Origin of the sequence: Micromonospora wenchangensis (genome assembly GCF_002210435.1) — a bacterium.
GTDB classification, from domain to species: Bacteria; Actinomycetota; Actinomycetes; order Mycobacteriales; family Micromonosporaceae; genus Micromonospora; species Micromonospora wenchangensis.
Window position 1 is genome coordinate 133623 of sequence record NZ_MZMV01000008.1, and the last position, 21543, is coordinate 155165.

The following is a 21543-nucleotide window of genomic DNA, read 5'->3' on the forward strand; positions in this document are numbered from 1 at the left end:
GACAAGCAACGATGCGTACCACCCGTTTCCTGGTGCTCGCCGCCGTCGGCGCACTCGCCGTCACCGGTGTCACCGCCTGCGGTGGCAAGGACGACCAGCCCGACGCCGGCGCCGGCAACACGGTCAAGGTGAAGGCCACCGACAGCGTGTGCGAGGTCGACGTCACCGAACTGGACGCCGGCCAGGCGACCTTCACCGTGACGAACTCCGGCAGCAAGGTCAACGAGTTCTACGTCTACGCCGCCGGTGACCGGGTGATGGGCGAGGTGGAGAACATCGCCCCGGGGCTGAGCCGGGAGCTGCGGGTGGAACTGCCCGCCGGGACGTACGAGACGGCCTGCAAGCCCGGCATGAGCGGCCGGGGCATCCGGGGCGCGCTGAAGGTGAGCGGCACCGCCGCGACCGTCGCCCCGGACGCCGCGCTGACCGAGGCCACCGCCAGCTACCAGCGGTACGTGACCAGTCAGACCGCCGCCCTGCTGACCAAGACCGAGGAGTTCGTCACCGCGGTCAAGGCCGGCGACGTGGCGAAGGCCAAGGCCCTGTACCCGGTGGCCCGCACCTACTGGGAGCGGATCGAGCCGGTCGCGGAGAGCTTCGGCGACCTCGACCCGAAGATCGACGGGCGGGAGGAGGTCATCGAGGAGGGCATGGAGTTCACCGGCTTCCACCGGATCGAGAAGGACCTCTGGACCACCGGCGACATCAGTAAGGACGGTCCGATCGCCGACCGGCTGCTCGTCGACGTCAAGGAGATCGTGACCCGGGCCAACGCCGAGAAGCTCACCCCGCTCCAGCTCGCCAACGGGGCGAAGGCCCTGCTCGACGAGGTGGCCAGCGGCAAGATCACCGGCGAGGAGGAGCGGTACTCGCACACCGACCTCTGGGACTTCAACGCCAACCTGGAGGGCTCCAAGGCCGCCGTCGCCGCGCTGCGGCCGGCGCTGGAGCAGCGCGCCCCGGAGCTGGTCGCCCAGCTCGACAAGGAGTTCGCCAACGTGGAGGCGGCGCTCGGCAAGCACCGCGACGGCGACGGCTGGAAGCTGCACACCCAGTTGAGCAAGGCCGACCTCAAGGAACTGTCGGACAGCATCAACGCCCTCGCCGAGCCGGTCAGCAAGGTCGCCGCCGCCGTCGCCCGGTGACGACGGGTCAGCACGGCCGTTGTACCGCGGCCGGTCCCTCCCAGGAGAGTCGATGAGCGAGCAGAGCAGCACCGCCGGCCGGGGACGCCGCCGGCTGTCCCGGCGGCGGGCGATCACCCTCGCCGGGGTCGGGGTCGCCGGGGTGGCCGGGGTGGCCGCCGGAGCGGGCGCGCTGACCCGCGACGGCGACCGGGCCGCCGCGTACGACGGGGCCGCCGGTGCGGTGCCGTTCCACGGTGAGCACCAGGCCGGGATCACCACCCCGGCCCAGGACCGGCTGCACTTCGTCGCCTTCGACGTGATCACCAAGGACCGGGACCGGCTGGTCGCGATGCTCCAGGAGTGGACGGCCGCCGCCGCCCGGATGACCGGCGGGAAGGACGCCGGGGTCATCGGTGCGGTCGGCGGCATGCCGGAGGCCCCGCCGGACGACACCGGCGAGGCGCTGGGCCTGCCCCCGTCGCAGCTCACCCTGACCGTCGGCTTCGGCGCGACGCTGTTCCGCGACGCGCAGGGCCGGGACCGGTTCGGCATCGCCGGTCGCCGCCCCGCCGCCCTGGCCGACCTGCCGCACTTCGCCGGGGACGCGCTGCGCCCGGAGATCTCCGGCGGCGACCTGTGCGTGCAGGCGTGCGCGAACGACCCGCAGGTGGCGGTGCACGCCATCCGCAACCTGGCCCGGATCGGGATGGGCGTGGTTAGCGTCCGCTGGTCACAGCTCGGCTTCGGGCGTACCTCGTCGACGTCGCGGGACCAGGCGACCCCGCGTAACCTCTTCGGGTTCAAGGACGGCACCGCCAACCTCAAGGCCGAGGACGCCGGCCTGCTCCGCGAGCAGCTCTGGGCCCAGCCCGAGGACGGTGCGGACTGGATGACCGGCGGGTCCTACCTGGTCACCCGCAAGATCCGGATGCAGATCGAGACCTGGGACCGCAGCTCGCTGGCCGAACAGGAGCAGATCGTCGGCCGGACCAAGGGCAGCGGCGCGCCGCTGGGCCGCCGGGACGAGTTCGACGAGCCGGACTTCGCCGCGAAGGGCGACGACGGCCAGCCGGTGATCGCCGTGGACTCCCACGTGCGCCTCGCCCACCCCACCCAGAACGACGGCGCCCGGCTGCTGCGCCGGGGCTACAACTACGTCGACGGGTCGGACGGGTTGGGCCGGCTCGACGCCGGGCTGTTCTTCATGGCCTACCAGCGGGACCCGCGCCGGCAGTTCGTGCCGATCCAGACCCGGCTGGCCCGCAACGACGCGATGAACGAGTACCTGCGGCACGTCTCCAGCGGGCTGTTCGCCTGCCCGCCCGGGGTCCGCGACGCCGCCGACTGGTGGGGCCGCACCCTGTTCGGCTGACCGGCGTACCGGTCAGGCCGGGCGGTCCGGCGACGCCGACCGGAGCACCGGCGCAGCCGGTCGTACCCCGGCCGGGGCCGGTGGGTCGGCGGCGGCCGGCGCGACGACGGCGGGGGTGGCCGGGGCCGGGTCGGGCCAGAGGGCGGCGGTGAGCGCCCGCTGGTGGCGCAGCCGCAGCGAGCCGCGCCTGTTGCGTTCGGCCAGCACCGCCGCCAACAGCAACGGCTCCGGTACGCCGGGCGGCGGTACCGGTGCGGTCACCGCCGCCACCTCGCGCCACAGCTCCCGGGCCAGCCGGCTGCGGTACGGCTCGACGATCTGCTGCCCCCGGGTCAGGTACTGCCGCACCGCGAGGGCCAGCGCGTCGTCCAGCCGGGTCAGGTCCAGGGTGGCGGCCCAGCCGACCAGTGGCGCGACGATCGCCGGGGCCGGCCGCCAGGGGTGCGTGGTGCGGGTGTGCACCACCATCGTGCCGGCCACCAGGTCACCCAGCCGTCGGCCACGCGGGTCGGTCAGCATCACCGTCGCCCCGGCCACCCAGCTCAGCAGCGGCAGCACCAGCCCCGGCCACTCCACGGCCGCGCCGACCAGCGCCCGGGTCAGCGACTGACGCCACTGCACCGGGCCGCCGTCGGCGCTGACCACCCGTAGCCCCACGGCGAGCTTGCCGGGCGTCCGGCCGTGGTTGAGGCGTTCCCAGAGCACCGGGTAGCCGACCACCACCAGCACCAGGCCCAGGGTCTCCAACGCGCCGGTCAGCGCCCGGTCCACCACCTGGTCGGGGAGCACGATCAGCACCAGCGGGGTCAGCGTCAGGGCCAGCAGCGCCGCGCAGAACAGTTGTCCGACGACGTCGATCAGCAGCGCCAGCACCCGGGAGCCGAGCCGTGCCGCCCGGACGTCCAGCGCGACGGCCTCGCCGCTGACCAGCCCCGCGTCCGCCCAGCGCCCCGCCGGGTCGACGCCGGACGGGACGGCGCCGGCCGGCACCGGTGGTTGCGCGCTCACCCGGACAGTGAACACTATGGTCGCGGGACGGGGGAGGACCAGTGGATCTCGACGCGTACGTCGCCGAGCACAGCCACGAGTGGCGACGGCTGGAGTTGTTCTGCGACCGTCGCCGGCTCGACGTCGACGAGATCGACGAGATGATCGTCCTCTACCAGCGCACCGCCACCCACCTGTCGGCGCTGCGCAGCCGGGCGCCCGACCCGGCCCTGGTCAGCCGGCTCTCCCAGCTCGTGCTGCGGGCGCGGGCGCGGATCACCGGCCGGCGGCGGGCCTCCTGGTCGGCCGTCGGGCGGTTCCTCACCGTCGGATTCCCCGCCGCGGTCTACCGGGCCTGGCCGTGGTGGTGCGCGGTGGCGACCGGGTTCAGCCTGCTCAGCGGCTTCCTCATCTGGTACGTCGCGGGCAACCCGGGCACCGCCGCCGCGTTCGTCGGCCCGGACGCCGCCGCCGACCTGGTCGACTCCGGATTCGCCGGCTACTACACCGAGTTCTCCGCACCGACCTTCGCCTTCCACCTGTGGACCCACAACGCCTGGATCGCCGCCCAGTGCCTCGCCGCGGGGGTGCTCGTCGTGCCGGTGCTCTACCTGTTGTGGCAGAACGCGCTGAACATCGGGGTGGTGGGCGGCGTGATGGTCTCCTACGGTCGCTCCGACGTCTTCTTCGGACTGATCACCCCGCACGGGCTGCTGGAGCTGACCGGGGTCTTCGTGGCCGCCGGGGTCGGGCTGCGTACCGCCTGGGCGTGGATCTCGCCGCCGGAGCACCTGGGCCGGGGCCGGTCGGTCGCCGAGGCGGGCCGGTCGGCGATCCTGGTCGCGGTGGGTCTGGTCGGGCTGTTCGCGGTCTCCGCGCTGCTGGAGGCGTTCGTCACCCCGGCACCGGTGCCGGTGGCGCTGCGGGTCGGCGTCGGCGCGACGGTCTGGCTCGGCTTCTTCACCTACGTGGTGCTGCTCGGCCGGCGGGCCGTCGCGGCCGAACGGGCACCTGCCGAACGGGTCGACCCGTGGCTCGCCGAACTCTGGCCCACCACCGACCCGGCCCGCGCCTGGCACCCCACCTCGCGCCCGCACCCTCCTGCCCGGGTCAGAGCTGACCGAGCGCCTTGAGCCGGAGGTAGGTGTCGGCCAGGGCCGGGGCGAGCCGGTCCGCCGGGGCGTCCACCACGGTCACGCCGTACCGGCCGAGGGCGGCGCGGACCCGGTCCCGCTCGGCGAGCGCCCGCCAGCCGGCCGCGGCGGCGTAGGCGTCCTCGGGGCGTACCGGCGGGGCGGTGGTCAACGCGGTGAGCACCGGGTCGTGCACGGCCGCCACCACCACCCGGTGCCGGGCGGCCAGCCGGGGCAGCACCGGCAGCAGCCCCTCGGCGAGCGCCCCCGGCTCCAGCGCGGTCAGCAGCACCACCAGGCTGCGCCGCCGGTGCCGGCGCAGGATCTCCGCGACGATCAGGTCGAAGTCGGTCTCCACCAGCGCCGGGTGCACCGGCGCGAGCGCGTCGACCAGCCGGTGCAGCAGGTCCCGCCGGCCGGTGCCGGTGACGGTGGCCCGGATCGCGGCGTCGGCGGCCAGCAGGTCGACCCGGTCCCCGGCGCGGGCGGCCAGCGCGGTCAGCAGCAACGCCGCGTCGATGGCGGCGTCCAGCCGGGGTACGTCGCCGACGCGTACCGCCGAGGTGCGGCCGGTGTCCAGCACGCACACCAACCGCCTGTCGCGCTCCGGCCGCCAGGTGCGGACCAGCACGTCGGAGCGGCGGGCGCTGGCCCGCCAGTCGATGGAGCGCACGTCGTCGCCGACCACGTACTCCCGCAGGGTGTCGAACTCGGTGCCCTGGCCCCGGCCCCGGGTGACCTGGGTGCCGTCGATGACCCGCAGCCGGGACAGCTTCTCCGGCAGGTGCCGGCGGGAGTCGAACCGGGGCAGCACGCGCAGCGTCCAGCCGGGGGTGGCGGGACGCCCGGCCCGCTGCCGGAACGCCAACCCGAGCGGCCCGAACGACCGCACCGTCACCGTCACCGCCGGCCGGTCGCCGCGCCGGGTGGGGGTGAGCCGGTTGGGCAGCAGCAGCACCCCGCCCGGCCCGACCCGGGACACCCGGTCCGGCGGTACGTCCGGCCGGGCCCCCGCCGACGGCACCCACCCGTCGCGCACCTGGGCGCGCAGCGTACGGCCGGAGGTGTTGGCCAGGCGCAGGGTGACGGTCGCGTGGTGGCCGAGCCGGACGGACCGGTCACCCTCCCGGTCGACGGTGAGCCCGTGCAGCGGGGCGGCGAGCGCCCAGTCCACGGCGGTGAGCAGCAGCACGACGGCGGTCATCACGGCGACGGCGGGCACCGGGTCCGGCCAGAACGGCAGGGTGGGCACGCCCGCCAGCAGCAGGACGGCCGCCCGCCAGGTCATCGCGGGGTCGGCACGGTGGCCAGCACCGTGTCCAGCACCGCGTCCACCCCGACCCCCTCCAGCTCCACCTCGGGGCGCAGCCGCAGCCGGTGCCGCAGCGTCGGCCGGGCGGTGGCCTTCACGTCGTCGGGGGTGACGTGGTCGCGGCCGGCCAGCCAGGCCCACGCCTTCGCCGTGCTGAGCAGCCCGGTGGCCCCCCGGGGCGACGCGCCCAGCTCCAGGGCGGGGGTGGCCCGGGTGGCCCGGCACAGGTCCACGATGTAGCCGAGCACCGGCTCGGCCACGTGCACCCGGCCGACGGCCTCCCGGGCGGCGGCCAGGTCGGCGGCGTCGGCCACCGGGCGTACGCCGGCCGCGCCGAGGTCACGCGGGTCGAACCCGGCGTGGTGGGCGCGCAGCACCCCCAGTTCCTCGTCCCGGTTGGGCAGCGGCACGGTCAGCTTGAGCAGGAACCGGTCGAGCTGCGCCTCGGGCAGCGGGTAGGTGCCCTCGTACTCGACGGGGTTCTGGGTGGCGGCCACGATGAACGGGTCCGGCAGCGGCCGGCGGGCGCCCTCGACCGACACCTGGCGCTCCTCCATCACCTCCAGCAGCGCCGACTGGGTCTTCGGCGGCGTCCGGTTGATCTCGTCGGCGAGCAGCAGGTTGGTGAAGACCGGGCCCTCCCGGAAGGTGAACGCGGCGGTGCGCGGGTCGAAGATCAACGAACCGGTGACGTCGCCGGGCATCAGGTCGGGGGTGAACTGGACCCGCTTGGAGTCCAGGTCCAGGGCGGTGGCGACGGTGCGGATCAGCAGCGTCTTCGCCACCCCGGGCACCCCCTCCAGCAGGACGTGGCCCCGGCAGAGCAGGGCGATCACCAGGCCGGTGACCACCGGGTCCTGACCGACGACCGCCTTGGCCACCTCGGTGCGCAGCCGGTGCAGGGCGGCCCGGGCGTCGTCCGGGCCGGCCGTGGGCTCGGCGGTGGTGGCGGGTCGGGTCACCGGGGGTCTCCTTCGGTCGGACGGCCGGGGGCTGCCGCCACGGTACGGGTCAGCCGGTCCAGCGACCGGGCCAGCTCCAGCAGTTCGGCGTCGGTCTGCGGGGCCGCGCCGAAGAGCAGCTCGTGGATCTGCTCCGGGGTGCCGCCGGCCGGCCCGGCCACCCGGGCCGCCACCTCCGCCGGCCCGAGCGTCGCGGGCAGGTCGAGCCGGCCGCGCAACCGCCCCAGGGCGGCGGTCCGCAGGGTCGCGGCGGCCGGGCCCCGGGCGCGGGCCCGCTGGTAGAGCCGGGCCCGACCGAGCACGGTCTCGGCGGAGCGGACCTCGACGGGCAGCGGCTCGGTCACCGGTGGGCCGAGCCGGCGGGCCCGCCACAACACGATCAGCAGGGCGACCAGGGCGAGCTGGAGCAGCAGCGCCCAGAACCAGGGCGGGAAGGCGTCCAGCAGCGGATGGTCGTCGGGTGGTGGGGGACCGGCCGAGTCGGGGGCGTCACCCGAACCGTCGCCGTCGCCGGTGGCGGTGCCGGGACCACCCGGACCGCCCTCACCGGTGCCGTCGCCGTCGTACCCGGTGGACCCGCCGGGGGTGGGTGACCAGGCGGGCTCGCCGGTGCCGCCGGGACGGCCGAACGTGGGGGCCGGTGCCGGGCCGTCCAGGTCCAGCCAGACCACCCGCCCATGGACGCCGAGCAGTCCGGTGGCGAGCGCCTCGTTGCCGTGTTCGGCGATCCGGTCGTTGCGGAACGGGTCGCTGGCGCCGATCACCACCACCTCGGCCCGGCCGGGCAGCCGGACCAGGCCGTCGGCGTAGCAACGGTCGAGGGCGGCGGCCGTGCCGGGCGCGGCGGCGTACCGCTGGAGTCCGGCGGCGGCGACCCCGGCGCGGGTCGCCTCGGGCACCGCGCAGGGCCGGCCGCCGGCCTCCGGGCCGACCGCCCGGGTGGCCCAGCGGCGGTCGGTCGGCACCAGCGGCAGGCCGGCGGATTCGAGCACCCGGCGGGACGGGTCGACGAGGACCAGCCGCCGGCCGGCCGGCAGCTCGCCCAGCGCGCCGAGGGTGTCCGGGTGCAGCAGCTCCGCCGCCGGGACGAACAGGGTGGCCGGGCCACGGTCGAGGCCGAGCAGGGCCGGCAGCAGGTCGGTCTCCCGGGCGACGGTGACCCCCCGGGCGCGTAGCGCGTCGGCGAGGCGGCTGCCCCCGTCGTCGTCGGTGGCGACCGGGGAGAGGAAGCCGGGGTCGCCCGGGTCGGGCTGGTCCAGCTCGTGGGCGGCGATCGTGCCGGCGAGCAGGGCGGCGGCCAGCGCCAACGGCACGAGCACCCGGTGCCGGCGGCGGCGACGTCGCACGGGCGCGGCCGGTGGTGGGCCGTCCGCAGCCGGCTGGGCCGGCTGCGGGCCGCCGACCGTGGCGGTGGCGGGGCCGGTCACCGGGTGCCCCCGTCCGGTGGTGGGGCGGCCAGCGCCCGGTCCAGGTCGTCGGCGAGTTCCCGCATCCGCCGGTCGTGGTCGGCGGCGGCCGGGCGCTGGGCGTACCACAGTTCGGCGAAGAGGGCCCCGGCGGCGCGCAGCGGCGGGTCGACCGGGGGCCGGGCGCGGGCCGCCGCGTCGGTCAGCTCGGTGACGGTCATCCCGGGCCGGGGGGCCACCGCGCCGACCGCCACCAGCCGGCGGACCATGGCGCGCAGCCGTTCCCGGACGGCTTCGGCGTACCGGCCCTCGGCCGCCAGCCGGTCGGCCAGGGAACGCGCCGCGTCGGCCGGAAGGTCGTCGTCGGTGCCGCGGGGGCGGGGCACCGCCACGGAGACCGGCCCGTCGGCCGTCCGGCGTCGCCGCCGGGGCAGCCGCCACCGGGGCCACCGGAGGCGGGGCAGCCGCAGCCGGGGCAGCCGGCGGGGCACCCAGGCCGGGAAGTGGTACCAGGCGAGCGCCACCACCCCGGCCAGCAGCACCACCAGCAGCGCCGCCAGCGGCAGCGGCAGCACGTCGCCGAGCGCGGCGGCGGCCTCCGTCCACCACCGGCTCACCTGTCGACCGCCGGCAGGCCGGCCGCGACGAGCCCCACGGGGGTACGGGCGAGCTGGATGTCCAGCCCCTCGGTGCGCATCCGGGCGTCCAGGTGGATCACCGCGTCCAGGCAGGCCAGGGCGGGATAGGCGACGCTGTTCACCGCGCCGAAGGCGAGCATGGTGGCGGCGACCCGTACCCCCGGGTCGGCCAGGTCGACCAGGTGCAGCGACTCGACGCCGAAGAAGAGGCCGAGGGCCAGGCCGATCCGCAGCACCCACCAGCCGAGGTAGCCCAGCAGCCGGACGGCGGCGGCCCGGCCACGCACCGCGACGCGGGCGGCCCGGGGCACCGCCGACACCCCGGGCACCCGGTCCAGCACCACCGCCGCGGCGACCGAGCCGAGCAGCCCGTAGCCGACCAGCCAGGCCGGGCCGAGTAGCGCCGCGATCAGCATCAGCAGGCCCACCGCCGGGGCGAGCAGCAGGGTGACGCCCCAGCGGGCACCGGCCGGGCGGAGCAGTTCCGCCACCGTGGCCCGGCGGCCGAGCAGCGCCGCGCCGGCCGCTCGCGCGGCCGGGTTGCCGAGCAGCAGGACGATCACTGCCTCGGCGGCGGCGCCCACCGCGAGCAGTTGCCACCACAGCGGGAACACCCCGCTGTCGCTCCACCACACCGGGGGCAGCGCGTCGGCGAGGCGGCGCAGCGGGTACAGCAGCAGTTGCTCACCGGCGGCGAGCAGGACGCCCAGCGGGACCAGCACCCGGCCCTGGGCGCGCAGCAGCAGGACGGCGGAGTCGAGCAGTTCGCCGACGGTGAGCGGACGCCGGGGGAGCACGGCGGTCGGGCCGACGTCGGGCACGCGTACTCCTGCGGATGGTGGCTGGCGGGCGGCGACCTGCCCGGGGATCATGGTGACACGGCACGACCGGCCGGGTGGACCCACCGTGCGGCCCACGCGATGCGGCCATCGGGGGAGATATCGCGCGTGGGACGTGCGGTGGCACCTCTCCCGGCAGTACCGTGCCATCCAGACGCCGATCCCACCAACTGAACGGGGATGGAAACATAAACCCCATGAGAGCCCGGGTACTGGTGGTCGACGACGACCCCGCGCTCGCCGAGATGCTCGGCATCGTCCTGCGCAGCGAGGGTTTCCTGCCCTCCTTCGTCGCCGACGGGGAACGGGCGTTGGCCGCGTTCCGGGACAGTCGCCCCGATATCGTGCTGCTCGACCTGATGCTGCCCGGAATGAGCGGTATCGACGTGGCGCGGGCGATCCGCGGCGAATCGGGCGTGCCGATCGTCATGCTGACCGCCAAGAGCGACACCGTCGACGTGGTGCTCGGCCTGGAGTCCGGTGCCGACGACTACGTGGTCAAGCCGTTCAAGCCCAAGGAGCTGGTGGCCCGGATGCGGGCCCGGCTGCGCCGGGGCGAGGACGTCGCGCCGGAGATGCTGACCATCGGCCCGCCCGGCAACCAGATCACCATCGACGTGCCGGCGCACACCGTCAGCCGCGACGGCGAGGAGGTGAAGCTGACACCGCTGGAGTTCGACCTGCTGGTCGCGCTCGCCCGCAAGCCGCGCCAGGTCTTCACCCGGGAGGTCCTGCTGGAGCAGGTCTGGGGCTACCGGCACGCGGCGGACACCCGGCTGGTCAACGTGCACGTGCAGCGGCTACGCGCCAAGATCGAGCCGGACCCGGAGCGACCGGAAATCATCCTGACCGTGCGGGGCGTGGGCTACAAGGCGGGTACCGGATAGCCTGGGCTGCACCGTGACCAGTGCACCCGACCCCACCCCCGAGCACACCGCCGGCTGGCGTCCCGCCGCGCGGGCGCTGCGCCGCGTGCTGGTGGGCCGTACGCTGCGGGTGACCGCCGGCCTGCGCCAGACCTGGCGACGGTCCCTGCAGGTCCGGGTGGTGACCATCACGCTTGTGGTGTCCAGCCTGCTGGTCGGCGGCTTCGCCTACCTCATCGCTGACAAGATCACCAACATCCTGCTCGACAACGCCGAGACCGACGTGCTGCTGCGGCTACGCAACGGCAGCGACTACTCGGCCAAGCAGTTCTTCCTCTACAGCCAGCCGCAGGAGGCGCAGCTCCAGGACACCATCGAGGGCACGGTCAACTACCTGGCCGGGGGTGACCCGCAGCAGACCAGCGGGGTGGTGGTGGCGATCACCGCCGACAACTACGCCGGCATCATCGAGACCCGCACCTCACCGGCGACGGACGTCCGCCCGCTGGTCAGCCGGGAGCTGCGGGCCGCCGTCGCCGACGGCAAGGTGGCCCACCAGATCCGCACCGGACGACTCGCCGGCGAGCGGACGAAGTACCTGGTCTACGGCTCCCCGGTGCCGACCCGCTTCGGCCAGCTCGAGCTGTACTACCTCGTCCCGCTCGACCGGCAGGACGCCACCGCCGCCGACGCGCGGGCCACCGTGCTGGCCACCGGGGTGGCCCTGGTGCTGCTGCTGGGCCTGCTCGCCGCCCTGGTCACCCGGCTGGTGGTGACCCCGGTCCGGGTCGCCGCACGCACCGCCCAACGGCTCTCCGCCGGCCTGCTCGACCAGCGGATGGTGGTCGACGGCGAGGACGACCTCGCCCTGCTCGCCGCCTCGTTCAACCAGATGGCGACCAACCTGCAACGGCAGATCCTCCGCCTGGAGGAGATGTCCCGCCTGCAACGCCGGTTCACCTCCGACGTGTCGCACGAGCTGCGGACCCCGCTGACCACCGTCCGGATGGCCGCCGACCTGATCTTCGCCGAGCGCGACGAGTTCGACCCGGCGGTGGCGCGCAGCGCCGAGCTGCTCCAAGCGGAGCTGGACCGGTTCGAGGAACTGCTCACCGACCTGCTGGAGATCAGCCGCTTCGACGCCGGCTTCGCCATGCTCGACTCCGAGCCGACCGACCTGGTGCCGGTGGTGCACCGGGTCGCCGACCGCCTCGCCGGGCTGGCCGAACGGGTCGGCGTCACCATCGAGCTGGCCGTGCCGACCACCCCGGTGATCGCCGAGGTGGACCCGCGCCGGGTCGAGCGGGTGCTGCGCAACCTGGTCGGCAACGCCGTGGAGCACGGCGAGGCGAAGCCGGTGGTGATCACCCTCGGCGTCGACCAGACCGCCGTCGCGGTCACCGTCCGCGACCACGGCGTCGGGCTCAAGCCGGGCGAGGAGAAGCTGGTCTTCAACCGGTTCTGGCGGGCCGACCCGTCCCGGGCCCGGCAGACCGGCGGCACGGGGCTGGGCCTGTCGATCAGCCTGGAGGACGCCCGGCTGCACGGCGGCTGGCTGGAGGCGTGGGGCGCCCCCGGGCAGGGCGCACAGTTCCGGCTCACCCTGCCGGTCCGCTCCGGGGACCGGCTCACCACCTCGCCGCTGCGGCTGGTGCCCGCCGACGCCACCCTGCCCTTCGGTGGCCCCCGCGACGGCGACCTGCTGGCCATCGGTCCGGCCGGCGGGGGTGTGCTGGCCATCGGCCCCGGACCCACTGCCGACGAGCGGGCGGAGGTCCGGTCGTGAGCCGGCTGCGCGGCCTGGCCGGGCTGCTCTGCGCCGGGCTGCTGGCCGCCGTGGCCGGCTGCGGCATCCCCGACCGCACCGACGTGCAGGTGGACGGCTCCGGGCCGGCCGTGTCGGCGGGCTCGTCCAGCTTCGGGCGCGGCGAGCCTCCCACCCGGACCGCCAGCGGTGCCGACCGGGAGGCGTTCGTCCTCAACTTCCTGGCCGCCGCGGCCGGCGAGCCCGAGCGGGCGTACGCCCGGGTCAAGCAGTTCATCGCCCGGGAGGACCGCAACCGGCTCGCCGAGAAGCAGGGCAGCGAGGTCGCGATCAACGTGGTCCGGCTGACCGAGAAGCCGGTGATCACCGAGAACGCCGGTGGGCTGCTCACCGTCCGGGTGCCGGTGCAGCAGGTGGGGGTGCTGCGGGCCAACGGGGTGCTCGGCCCGCCGGTGGTGACCGACACGGAATACCGGTTCTCGCTGCGCGGCTCCGCCGAGCCGGGCCAGGAGGGCACCGAGGCCGGTGGCTACTACGTCACCGATCCGCCCAGCGTGCTGCTGCTGGACACGCTGTCCCTGCGGGAGTACTACCAGACCCGGACGGTCTACTTCTGGAACTCCGACGCCACCCGGCTGGTCGCCGACCAGCGCTACCTGCCGGTGGCCGTGCCGTCCGAGCGGCTGGTCAGCGAGGCGGTCAAGTGGCTGATCGGTGGCCCGTCGGAGTGGCTGCGGCAGGGGGTGAGCGGCCTGCCGGACCGCACCGCCCTGATCAACAACGCGGTCAAGACCGACGGCCGGTGGGAGGTCAACCTCGACCTGCCCGGCGACGACCGGCGCAAGCTGGAGAAGCTGGGCATCCAGTTGGCCTGGTCGCTGTCCGACCTGGACGGGCCGCTCCAGCTCACCACCCGCAACCAGTCCCGGGTGACCATCGACGACCTCGCCGCGCACCGCCTCGCCAACCCGGTCTACCCGCTCACCGAGGGGCCGCAGCGGTTCACCGTCTACGCAGGGGCGATCCATCCGCTCGCCTTCGAGGCCGAGGCGATCGGCACCGTGCCGATCCGCACCGAGGACAACCACGACATCGTCTCGGCCGCGGTGCGGCGGGCCGCCGAGAAGACCCTCGCCGCCCTGGTCACCACCGCCGGTGGCGGCCGGCAGCGGCTGGTCACCGGGTCGGGGGTGGCGCCGGTGCAGGTGATGACGCCGGGGCCGCAGACCTTCGCGGCGATCGGCCGGCCGGTCTGGCTGCGTCCGCTGGGCGCGGCCCAGCCGTACGGGCTGGTGGTGGCCGACGGGCGGCTCTACCGGTTCGACGACCGGGCGCGGATGGTGCCGGTGCCGGTGGGCACGGCGGGTCCGGTCAGCGCGGTGGCCGCCTCGCTCGACGGGCACCGGATCGCGTTGATCGTCGGTGGGCGGCTCTGTCTCAGCGCGGCGAGCCTCGACGGCGGGGTGGTCTCGCTCGGGCCGGTGCGGCAGGTCGCCACCACGCTGACCGACCTGTCGGCGGTGGACTGGGCGCAGGAGAACACCCTGGCCGTGGCCGGCTCCACCAACCGTTCCGCCGTGTACGAGGTGGGCGTGGACGGGGTGCTGCAGACCCCGCTGGTCACCGACGTGGGCGCCCGGGTGACCCACCTGGCGGTGTACCCGGCCAACCCGACGTACGTGCTGCCGACGGTGATGATGATGTACGAGGCCAACGGGGTCTCCTACCGCTTCCGCTCGTCGTCGGCCGAGACGATCCGGGGCGAACAGGTGCTGGACGTGCCGCCCCCGCCCGCCGGTGGCCGGGCGGGCAGCCCGACCGCGCCGTTCTTCCTGTTCTGAGCCGGTCGTGCCGGACGTGGGCGGGCTCTGGGCCGATCTGACCGATCTGGTCTTCCCGACCGGGTGCGCGGGGTGCGGCCGGCGGGACGCGCGCCTGCGGCAGGGCTGCTGCCCGCAGTGCGTACGCGGGCTCGCCGCCCTGCGCCCGGTGCCGGCGCGTCCGACCCCGGCCCCGCCCGACCTGCCCCCGTGCCACGCCCTCGGCCCGTACGCGGGGCCGCTGCGGGAGGCGCTGCTGGCGTACAAGGAACGGGGTCGGCACGGGCTGGCCCGGCCGCTGGGCGGGTTGCTGGCGGAGGTGGTGGCGGCCTCGGTGGGCGCGGCCCGGCCGGTGCTGCTGGTGCCGGTGCCGGACCGGGCGGCGGCGGCCCGGGAACGCTACGGCGACCACCTGACCCGGTTGGCCCGGCACGCGGCGGTCCGGTTGCGGCGGGCCGGCTGGGACGTGCGGACGGCGGTGCCGGTGCGGGCGTTGCCCCGGCCGGATTCGGTGGAGCTGGACCGGGCGGGACGGGCCGCGGCGGCCGAGTCGGCGTTCCGGCTGCGGCCCGGTTGGGCCGGGCGGGGTGCCGGTGGCCGGGCGGTGGTGGTGCTTGACGACATCCTCACCACCGGGGCGACCCTGGCGGCGGTGAGTCGGACTTTGCGCGCGGCGGGAATGACGCCATACGGCGCGGCCGTGCTGGGTGCAACGCAAAAACGGCGGTGATGGTGACGCTTCGTGTTTCCGTTTCACCCCATGGTGTTGCTTGCTGTTAATTCTCTGAGGGTTTCCCGCAACCGGGGGTGACTGTCGACCGAACAGGAGTTAGCGTTTTCGTGTCGGGGGTAGGAAGGTTTCCCACCCGCCCCCGACGGTGGAAGGAGGCGTAGCCGTACCTGACCGGTCGACGCTCCCAGGGGCCCTCCCGAGGTCGCGCGGCCGGATTCGAAGATCAGCCGGCCATCCGGAAAAGGGAGGTCACGTGGACATCGTGGTCAAGGGTCGAAACGTCGAAGTGCCGGACCATTACCGGGTACACGTAGCGGAGAAACTCGCAAAAATCGAACGCTACGATCACAAGCTCATCCGGGTCGATGTGGAGCTGTTCCACGAACGCAATCCCCGGCAGTCCGACACCTGCCAGCGAGTGGAGATCACCTGCGTCTCCCGTGGCCCGGTGATCCGGGCCGAGGCCTGCACGAACGACTTCTACAGCGCACTGGACGCCGCGATCGCCAAGCTGGACACCCGACTGCGCCGGGCGGCCGACCGCCGCCGCGTACACCGGGGTCGGCACGCGCCGATCTCGGTCGCCGCCGCCACCGCCGGTCTGCCGGTGGCCGGTCTGGACGACGCGAAGGTGTCCGCCGGTGGCACGGCCACCGCCGTCGAGGAGCGCCCGGAGGAGCACGACGACCAGCCCTGGCACATCGCGCGGGCCAAGGTGCACCCCGCCGACCCGATGACCGTCGACGACGCCCTGTTCCAGATGGAACTCGTCGGCCACGACTTCTACCTGTTCCACGACAAGGAGTCCGGCCGCCCCAGCGTCGTCTACCGTCGCCACGCCTACGACTACGGCATCATCTCCCTCGACACCTGACCCACCCACCCCGCTCTGCCCGCCCGCCCCCGCCTGGCGGTGTCGATCAAGAGGTTCGCGTCAATTTCGGAGATCCAGTTGACGCGAACCTCTTGATCACCGCGGTGGGAGGGGGTGGGGGTCGGTGGGGAGGAAGGACCAGAGGACGGTGTCGGGGCGGGGGGCGCCGGGGGTCGGGGCGGGGAGGCGGGCGCGCATCACGCCCTCCCGGTGGAAGCCCGCCCGGTCCAGCACCCGCTGGGAGGCGGTGTTCCAGGTGGCCGTGCCGGCCCAGACGCGGGCCAGGCCCACCGGGCCGCACGCCCAGCCGGCCAGCAGCCGGACCGCCCGGGTGGCCAGCCCCCGCCCCCGCGCCTCGGGCAGCAGGCTGTAGCCGATCATCGCCTGGCCGGTGGCCGGCTCGTCGTGGACCAGGGCGCAACCGCCGACCATCGTGCCGGTCGCCGCGTCGCACAACGCGAAGTCGGCCGCCCGGCCGGTCAGCCACTCGCTCTCGGCGACGGCGCAGCGTCGGTCGATGTCCGCCCTGGTCGGTGGAACCGGACGGACCCGGGTCGCCACCACCTCGGGGCGGGTGTGCAACCGGTGCAGCGCCTCGGCGTCGGCAGGCGCGAGCCGGCGCAGGGTCACCACCTTGTCGGTGAGCCGCCCGTCGGGCAGGTCCGGCAGCAGGCGCGGTACCGGGTCGGGCGGGTCGTCGGCGAGGCGTACCCAGGCGAGCAGGTCGTACCGGCTGCCGTCGCGGTCCAGCCCGGCGGACCGGCGTACCCCCTCGGGGTGGAAGCCGGCGGCCAGCGCGACCCGCTGGCTGGCCGGGTTCTCGGCCCTGATCAGCAGCTCCAGTCGGGCCAGGCCGGCCTGGAACGCGGCCGCCGCCAGGGCCCGGGTGGTGGCGGTGGCGATCCCGCGCCGCCGGGCCCGCGGTGCCACCCAGTAGCCCAGTTCCGCCTGCCCCCGGCCCGGCACCACCTGGCTGAGCCCGGCCCCGCCGACCAGCCGGTCGGTCCCGGAATCGACGATCGCGTACGCGGCCCCGCCGCTGCGCCACGCCGCCGGGGCGCCCTCGGAGATCCACCAGTGCGCGTCGGCGACCGTGTAGGGATGCGGCATCCCCACCGGGTTGAACCGCAGGTTCACCGGATCGTCGCGGCCGGCGGCGAGGTCCTCGGCGTCGTCCGGCCGGAACGGTCGCAGCCGCACCGGTCCTGCCCCGATGACCTCCGGCGTCACGTCAGGTCTTCGGCGAGCAGCGCGCCGACCCAGGCGTCGACGCGTTGACCCCGCTGCGACACCCCGCCCCGCAGGGTGCCCTCGACGGTGAAGCCGGCCTTCTCGGCGGCCCGCCGGGAGGCGGTGTTGCCGACGTGGGCCTTCCACTCGACCCGGGTCAGGTCGAGGCCGGTGACGCCCCAGGCGGCGAGCGCGCCGAGCGCGGCCGGCATCCAGCCCCGGCCCCGGGCGTGCGGCGCGGTCATGAAACCCACCTCGGCCAGCAGCGGGTCGACGGGGTTCAACCGCAGGTCGACGGTGCCGGCGAAGGCGTCGTCCGGGTCGGCCAGCACGAAGCACGCGCTGGTGCCCCGCGCCCAGGCCAGCCCGCCGTAGGTCAGGTAGCCCTCGGCGTCGGTGCGCTGGTAGGGGTGCGGCACGCCGGTCCACCGGACGGTGTCCGGGTCCTGGCAGGTGGCGACCACCCCGTCCAGGTCGCGTTCCTCCATCGGCCGCAGCCGGAGTTCGACGTCGCCGGCGGTGGCGAACAGGACGGGCTGCGGCCGGCCGAAGACGGCGGCCCGGCGGGCGTCCAGGGTGCCCGGCCCGGCCGGACCGTCCGCGCCGACCGCCGGCACCTCGCCGGGCAGCAGCGAGCCGACCCAGCCCTCGGCCCGACCGTCGCCGGCGGGGTGGGCGAGCCGCAGCTCGCCGGAGACCTGGAAGCCGGCCCGCAGGGCGACCAGCCGGGAGAAGTGGTTGCCGACCTCGGCCTGCCAGATCAGCCGGTGCAGCGGCAACGCGTCGAAGGCCCAGCGGGCGACGGCCCGAACGGCGCGGACGGTGACCCCCCGGCCCCGGGCCCACGGGGCGGTCCAGTAGCCGATCTCGCCGGAGTCGAGGGCCCGGTCGATCGTGACCAGGCCGCAGGAGCCGAGCAGCTCCCCGCTGGCCGCGTCGCAGACCGCGAACGGCGCGCCGCTGCCGTCGGCCCAGGCGCGCGCGCTCATCCCGGTGACGAAGCCGTGGGCGTGTTCAGGCCGGTACGGACGCGGTACGGTGGTCCAGCGCTGGATGTCCGGGTCCTGGCAAGCCCGGTGCACGTCGTCCGCGTCCGAGGCGAGCCACGGACGCAGCAGCAGGCCGTCCTCGATGATCTCCACAGGCTCCATCCGAGTCATCGTGCCGGATCGTTCGCGGTGGGCGTAACCGGATAACCGCCGGGCGGCGGGTTGAGCCGAGCGTTATGTCGGTTTGGTCGGGTCGGACCGCCGCCACCAGTGACCATCGCGCCGACTGAGCGCCTACGATGGTTCGAGACTGTCTAGGGGAGCGTTGATCCGTGTCGATTCTGGAAAAGGTCCTCCGCGCGGGCGAGGGCCGCATGGTGCGTCGGCTGAAGGCCATCGCCGCCGCCGTCAACTCGATCGAGGACGACTACGTCAACCTCACCGACGACGAGCTGCGGTCACTGACCGACCAGTACCGGGAGCGGCTCGCCGACGGTGAGACCCTCGACGACCTGCTGCCCGAGGCGTTCGCCACGGTGCGCGAGGCGGCCGCCCGGGTGCTCGGCCAGCGGCCGTACGACGTCCAGGTGATGGGTGGCGCGGCGCTGCACTTCGGCAACATCGCCGAGATGAAGACCGGTGAGGGCAAGACGCTGACCTCGGTCATGGCCGTCTACCTCAACGCGCTCTCCGGCAAGGGCGTGCACGTGGTCACGGTCAACGACTACCTGGCCCAGCGTGACGCCGCCTGGATGGGTCAGGTGCACGAGTTCCTCGGCCTGACCGTCGGCGTGGTGCTGCCCAACCGGCCGGCCGCCGAGCACCGCGCCGCCTACGAGTGCGACATCACCTACGGCACCAACAACGAGTTCGGTTTCGACTACCTGCGCGACAACATGGCCTGGTCCCGCGACGAGCTGGTCCAGCGCGGGCACAACTTCGCCGTGGTCGACGAGGTCGACTCGATCCTGATCGACGAGGCCCGCACCCCGCTGATCATCTCCGGCCCCGCCGAGCACTCCGCCCGCTGGTACGGCGAGTTCGCGGCCGTGGTGGGCCGGCTCCAGGCCGGCAAGGACGGCGAGGGCGACTACGAGGTCGACTACGCCAAGCGCACCATCGCGGTCACCGAGCGCGGCGTGGCCAAGGTGGAGGACCGGCTCGGCATCGACAACCTCTACGAGTCGGTGAACACCCCGCTGGTCGGCTACCTCAACAACGCGATCAAGGCCAAGGAGCTGTACAAGCGCGACAAGGACTACATCGTCAGCGACGGCGAGGTCCTGATCGTCGACGAGTTCACCGGGCGCATCCTGCACGGCCGCCGCTACAACGAGGGCATGCACCAGGCGATCGAGGCCAAGGAGGGGGTGGAGATCAAGCAGGAGAACCAGACCCTGGCCACCATCACCCTCCAGAACTACTTCCGCCTCTACGAGAAGCTCTCCGGCATGACCGGTACGGCCCAGACCGAGGCGGGCGAGTTCAACAAGGTCTACAAGGTCGGCGTGGTGACCATCCCGACGCACCGGCCGATGGTGCGCGAGGACAAGGCCGACGTCATCTACAAGACCGAGAAGGCCAAGTTCAATGCGGTCATCGAGGACATCGCCGAGCGGCACCAGGCCGGCCAGCCGGTGCTGGTCGGCACGGTCTCGGTGGAGAACTCCGAGATCCTGTCCACGCTGCTGCGCCGCCGGGGCATCCCGCACTCCGTGCTGAACGCGAAGTTCCACGCCCGCGAGGCCGAGATCGTCGCCCAGGCCGGCCGCAAGGGCGCGGTCACCGTCGCCACCAACATGGCCGGCCGGGGCACCGACATCCTGCTCGGTGGCAACGCCGAGTTCCTCGCCGCCAGCGAGCTGCGCCAGCGCGGCCTCGACCCGGCCGAGCAGGAGGAGGAGTACGCCAAGGCGATGGAGGAGGTCCTGCCTACCTGGAAGCAGGCGTGCGAGGCGGAGGCCGAGGAGGTCGCCGCCGCCGGTGGGCTCTACGTGCTCGGCACCGAGCGGCACGAGTCCCGCCGGATCGACAACCAGCTACGCGGTCGGGCCGGCCGGCAGGGCGACCCGGGCGAGTCCCGGTTCTACCTCTCCCTCCAGGACGAGCTGATGAAGCGGTTCCGGGCCGGCGCGGTCGAGGCGGTGATGGAGCGGTTCAACATCCCGGAGGACGTGCCCATCGAGTCGAAGATGGTCACCCGGCAGATCAAGAACGCCCAGGCCCAGATCGAGGGCCAGAACGCCGAGATCCGTAAGAACGTCCTCAAGTACGACGAGGTGCTCAACAAGCAGCGCCAGGTAATCTACGCCGAGCGGCTGCGGGTGCTCAACGGCGAGGATCTCTCCGACCAGGTCCGCAACATGATCGACGACACCGTCGGCGCGTACGTGGTGGGTGCCACCAGCGACGGTTACGCCGAGGACTGGGATCTCGACCAGCTCTGGGCCAGCCTCAAGCAGCTCTACCCGGTGGGTGTCACCGTCGAGGAGCTGGAGGAGGAGGTCGGTTCCCGGGCCGGCCTCGACCAGGACTTCCTGCTCGCCCGCCTCCGGGAGGATGCGAACGCCGCGTACGACCGGCGGGAGGAGAGCCTCGGCGAGGAGGCCACCCGCCAGTTGGAGCGGATGGTGCTGCTCCAGGTCATCGACCGCAAGTGGCGCGAGCACCTCTACGAGATGGACTACCTCCAGGAGGGCATCAGCCTGCGGGCGTACGCCCAGCGCGACCCGGTCATCGAGTACCAGCGCGAGGGCTTCGACATGTTCGCCACCATGATGGAGGGCATCAAGGAGGAGACGGTCGGCTTCCTCTACAACCTTGAGGTGCAGGTCCAGGAGCCGGAGCCGGAGGCCGAGGAGGTCCAGCTGCTGGAGAAGCCGGTCGAGATCCGGGCCAAGGGCCTCAACCGGGCTCCGCAGCAGCAGGGGCTGCAATACTCCGCCCCGACGATCGACGGTGAGGCGGGCGCCGGTGCGGTGGCCGTGGAGCGGCCCGAGCCCGAGCCGTCCGCGCCGGCACTCGGCATCGGCGGTGGGCAGCCGCAGGCTCCGTCGCAGGCCCGCCCGGCCGCCGGTGGGTCCCGTCGGCCGGCTGCTGCCGGGGCGAGCGGTCAGGCCGCCGCGGCCGGCACCGCCCGGCGGAACACCGGCCCGGTCGACCGGGCCGCCGAGGGTGGGCCGTCCCGCAACGCCCCCTGCCCGTGCGGCTCCGGCCGCAAGTACAAGCGCTGCCACGGCGCCCCCAACGGCGGCGCCTGACCCACCCCAGCCTGATCCGGGCACGCCCTCCCGCTCTGTCGAGCGGGAGGGCGTCCCCGTTCCCGTCCCGCTGCCGCCCCGCCCCCGCCTTTGCGCCCCCGCGTTTGCGCGGTGATCAAGAGGTTTGCGTCAACTTTGAAGATCGAAATGACGCAAACCTCTTGATCAACACGGCCAGGCAACCCCACGGCCAGGCAACCCCACGGCCAGGCGGCCCCATGGCCAGGCGG

General features: G+C 74.3%; 17 protein-coding genes. 9 read left to right on the forward strand and 8 right to left on the reverse strand.

Annotated elements, in window-relative coordinates:
- Nucleotides 1-11: 11 nt before the first annotated feature.
- Together efeO and efeB are read left to right on the forward strand one after the other, a co-directional pair.
- Complete coding sequence (efeO, locus tag B5D80_RS06995; RefSeq protein WP_088642957.1) at nucleotides 12-1145, forward strand: iron uptake system protein EfeO; 1134 nt, start codon at nucleotides 12-14, stop codon at nucleotides 1143-1145.
- 52 nt (nucleotides 1146-1197) lie between these two features.
- Nucleotides 1198-2499 (forward strand): iron uptake transporter deferrochelatase/peroxidase subunit, encoded by a 1302-nt coding sequence (gene efeB / locus B5D80_RS07000; RefSeq protein WP_088642958.1) that lies wholly within the window; start codon nucleotides 1198-1200, stop codon nucleotides 2497-2499.
- 12 nt (nucleotides 2500-2511) lie between these two features.
- On the opposite strand, the gene B5D80_RS07005 is transcribed toward efeB, so the two are convergent.
- Nucleotides 2512-3507, reverse strand: a complete 996-nt coding sequence (locus B5D80_RS07005; protein WP_245854295.1) for an RDD family protein — start codon at nucleotides 3505-3507, stop codon at nucleotides 2512-2514.
- Between the two features lie 41 nt (nucleotides 3508-3548).
- Between B5D80_RS07005 and B5D80_RS07010 the strand changes: the two genes are divergently transcribed.
- Nucleotides 3549-4619 carry a stage II sporulation protein M gene (locus B5D80_RS07010; protein ID WP_088642960.1) on the forward strand — a complete coding sequence of 357 codons (1071 nt, stop codon included), beginning with the start codon at nucleotides 3549-3551 and terminating at the stop codon, nucleotides 4617-4619.
- On the opposite strand, the gene B5D80_RS07015 is transcribed toward B5D80_RS07010, so the two are convergent.
- The 5 genes from B5D80_RS07015 to B5D80_RS07035 are packed head-to-tail and all read right to left on the reverse strand — an operon-like array spanning nucleotide 4597 to nucleotide 9758.
- Entirely contained in the window at nucleotides 4597-5907 is a 1311-nt protein-coding gene (locus B5D80_RS07015; RefSeq protein ID WP_088642961.1) for a DUF58 domain-containing protein, read from the reverse strand. The genes B5D80_RS07010 and B5D80_RS07015 overlap by 23 nt on opposite strands.
- Nucleotides 5904-6893 carry an AAA family ATPase gene (locus B5D80_RS07020; RefSeq protein WP_088642962.1) on the reverse strand — a complete coding sequence of 330 codons (990 nt, stop codon included), beginning with the start codon at nucleotides 6891-6893 and terminating at the stop codon, nucleotides 5904-5906. The genes B5D80_RS07015 and B5D80_RS07020 overlap by 4 nt, the downstream gene beginning before the upstream one ends.
- Nucleotides 6890-8320, reverse strand: a complete 1431-nt coding sequence (locus tag B5D80_RS07025; protein ID WP_245854296.1) for a DUF4350 domain-containing protein — start codon at nucleotides 8318-8320, stop codon at nucleotides 6890-6892. The genes B5D80_RS07020 and B5D80_RS07025 overlap by 4 nt, the downstream gene beginning before the upstream one ends.
- A complete protein-coding gene (locus B5D80_RS07030; RefSeq protein ID WP_088642963.1) occupies nucleotides 8317-8916 on the reverse strand; it encodes a DUF4129 domain-containing protein in 600 nt (199 codons plus the stop codon). Before B5D80_RS07030 ends, B5D80_RS07025 begins: the two co-directional genes overlap by 4 nt.
- Complete coding sequence (locus B5D80_RS07035) at nucleotides 8913-9758, reverse strand: hypothetical protein (RefSeq protein WP_088642964.1); 846 nt, start codon at nucleotides 9756-9758, stop codon at nucleotides 8913-8915. Before B5D80_RS07035 ends, B5D80_RS07030 begins: the two co-directional genes overlap by 4 nt.
- Nucleotides 9759-9973: 215 nt before the next feature.
- On the opposite strand from B5D80_RS07035, the gene mtrA reads away from it, so the two are divergent.
- From mtrA to hpf, 5 genes are all read left to right on the forward strand, one after another.
- Nucleotides 9974-10663 carry an MtrAB system response regulator MtrA gene (gene mtrA / locus B5D80_RS07040; RefSeq protein ID WP_067306208.1) on the forward strand — a complete coding sequence of 230 codons (690 nt, stop codon included), beginning with the start codon at nucleotides 9974-9976 and terminating at the stop codon, nucleotides 10661-10663.
- Nucleotides 10664-10739: 76 nt separating this feature from the next.
- On the forward strand, nucleotides 10740-12428 hold the full coding sequence (mtrB, locus tag B5D80_RS07045) for an MtrAB system histidine kinase MtrB (protein WP_425437173.1): 1689 nt from the start codon (nucleotides 10740-10742) through the stop codon (nucleotides 12426-12428).
- Nucleotides 12425-14248: an LpqB family beta-propeller domain-containing protein gene (locus B5D80_RS07050; protein WP_245854299.1), complete on the forward strand. Its 1824-nt coding sequence runs from the start codon at nucleotides 12425-12427 to the stop codon at nucleotides 14246-14248. The genes mtrB and B5D80_RS07050 overlap by 4 nt, the downstream gene beginning before the upstream one ends.
- Nucleotides 14249-14255: 7 nt before the next feature.
- Nucleotides 14256-14957: a ComF family protein gene (locus B5D80_RS07055; protein WP_088642966.1), complete on the forward strand. Its 702-nt coding sequence runs from the start codon at nucleotides 14256-14258 to the stop codon at nucleotides 14955-14957.
- Nucleotides 14958-15213: 256 nt separating this feature from the next.
- On the forward strand, nucleotides 15214-15834 hold the full coding sequence (gene hpf, locus B5D80_RS07060; RefSeq protein WP_088642967.1) for a ribosome hibernation-promoting factor, HPF/YfiA family: 621 nt from the start codon (nucleotides 15214-15216) through the stop codon (nucleotides 15832-15834).
- 96 nt (nucleotides 15835-15930) lie between these two features.
- Here hpf and B5D80_RS07065 read toward each other — a convergent pair whose 3' ends face one another.
- Together B5D80_RS07065 and B5D80_RS07070 are read right to left on the reverse strand one after the other, a co-directional pair.
- The gene (locus tag B5D80_RS07065; protein WP_088642968.1) at nucleotides 15931-17064 is read right to left on the reverse strand and encodes a GNAT family N-acetyltransferase; all 1134 of its coding nucleotides are present in this window, start codon (nucleotides 17062-17064) and stop codon (nucleotides 15931-15933) included.
- Nucleotides 17061-18215, reverse strand: coding sequence for a GNAT family N-acetyltransferase (locus tag B5D80_RS07070; RefSeq protein ID WP_088642969.1), 1155 nt, complete (start codon nucleotides 18213-18215; stop codon nucleotides 17061-17063). The genes B5D80_RS07065 and B5D80_RS07070 overlap by 4 nt, the downstream gene beginning before the upstream one ends.
- Nucleotides 18216-18385: 170 nt before the next feature.
- On the opposite strand from B5D80_RS07070, the gene secA reads away from it, so the two are divergent.
- Complete coding sequence (gene secA, locus B5D80_RS07075) at nucleotides 18386-21313, forward strand: preprotein translocase subunit SecA (protein WP_088642970.1); 2928 nt, start codon at nucleotides 18386-18388, stop codon at nucleotides 21311-21313.
- Nucleotides 21314-21543 lie beyond the last annotated feature (230 nt).

Excerpts from the sequence above, each read along its gene's own strand:
- B5D80_RS07015 (WP_088642961.1), bottom strand. The coding sequence starts at position 5,907 with ATGACCTGGCGGGCGGCCGTCCTGCTGCTGGCGGGCGTGCCCACCCTG.
- efeB (WP_088642958.1), top strand. The coding sequence starts at position 1,198 with ATGAGCGAGCAGAGCAGCACCGCCGGCCGGGGACGCCGCCGGCTGTCC.
- mtrA (WP_067306208.1), top strand. The coding sequence starts at position 9,974 with ATGAGAGCCCGGGTACTGGTGGTCGACGACGACCCCGCGCTCGCCGAG.
- B5D80_RS07070 (WP_088642969.1), bottom strand. The coding sequence starts at position 18,215 with ATGGAGCCTGTGGAGATCATCGAGGACGGCCTGCTGCTGCGTCCGTGG.
- efeO (WP_088642957.1), top strand. The coding sequence starts at position 12 with ATGCGTACCACCCGTTTCCTGGTGCTCGCCGCCGTCGGCGCACTCGCC.